Source organism: Terriglobus sp. YAF25 (genome assembly GCF_052113305.1).
Lineage (GTDB): Bacteria > Acidobacteriota > Terriglobia > Terriglobales > Acidobacteriaceae > Terriglobus.
Genome location: NZ_JBFRCY010001015.1, coordinates 1 through 1,196, shown reverse-complemented (window position 1 = coordinate 1,196; position 1,196 = coordinate 1). Strand labels below are relative to the sequence as shown.

At 59.9% G+C, this 1,196-nt stretch carries 1 protein-coding gene; it reads left to right on the top strand.

What is annotated here, in order from left to right; all coding sequences use genetic code 11:
• Nucleotides 1-2: 2 nt before the first annotated feature.
• On the top strand, nt 3-1,196 hold a 1,194-nt coding region (locus AB4043_RS26155; RefSeq protein ID WP_442308607.1), incomplete at its 3' end, for a CCA tRNA nucleotidyltransferase.

Below are 1,196 nucleotides of genomic sequence, written 5' to 3'. Positions count from 1 at the left end.
CGCTGTTCCTGGTCGGAGGAGCTGTGCGCGACCTCACGGCCGGCACCTCCGTACGCGATCTTGATGTGGCAGTTCAGGGAAATGCTCTCAAGTTGAAGAAAGATATACAGAAAGCCGGCGGCACCTTCTCCGGCGAGTATGAGCCGACCCAGTCGCTTTTCTTCGACTTCCCAGGCTCTGTACGGGTGGAAATCAGCAGTACGCTGGGCGTGAGCTACCCCAAACCGGCCAAGCCGGTTTACAAGCCGGCGAACATTCTGGAAGACCTGCGCCGTCGTGACTTCACGGCCAATGCTATGGCGTTGTCGCTCAATGAGGGCTCCTGGGGCCTCCTGATGGATCCGCTGAACGGCGTTGCCGATATCGAGAACAGGGAGCTTCGCCTGGTCTCGAACTATGGATTTATTGAAGATCCGTCCCGCCTCATCCGCGCCGCCCGGCTGTCTGCGCGCCWGGGCTGGCAGTTGGAAGAGCGTACTCGCGCCCGTTACGAGACGGCAAAGGAAGAAGACTATATCGCTAACCTTCCGGCCTGGTATCGCGGTTACGAATTGGAAGAGATTGCGTATGAGGAAGACGGCCTGCGCGTCCTGCGCCATCTGGAGAACGATGGGTGGATGAAGGCCCTTATGCCGGCCTGGGGAGCGAAGGTAGTAAATGCAGCCGCCCTGGACGATCTGCGGGACAAGGTGGGCCTGCTGCAGTTGCAGGGAATCTTCCCGGATGCCTCAGCCATTGCCTTCCCGCTGCTGACGGCCAAGCTGACGCCAAAAGATGTCGCCACACTGAAGCACGGCTTCCCACGTCAGGCATTCGTGGAAGCGATTGACGGCATGGAGGCTCAGGGCAAAGCGCTTGCCGCTGAATTTACCGGCAAGTCGGCCGCGGCGCCGTCCGCGGCGTGGAAGCTGTTGCACGCAGCCAGGCCCGAGGCCGTACTGCAGATGGTCTTCGCGACGAAGTCCAGTTCCGTGCAGAACAAGTTCAAGGCCTTTACCTCGGAGTGGCCACAGGCTCGCCTCAAGATCCCCTATGCGTTGATGCTGGAGATGCGGATCACACCGGATCTTCCTGGCTATGAAGAGCTGGTCGAGAAGCTCTTCTTTGAGCTGATGGACGGCAAATTGTCGACCGTTGAGGAGATGAAGGCATACCTCGAACCTTACTCGCCGCCGGCGCCGCCTCCGCCTGTCAAC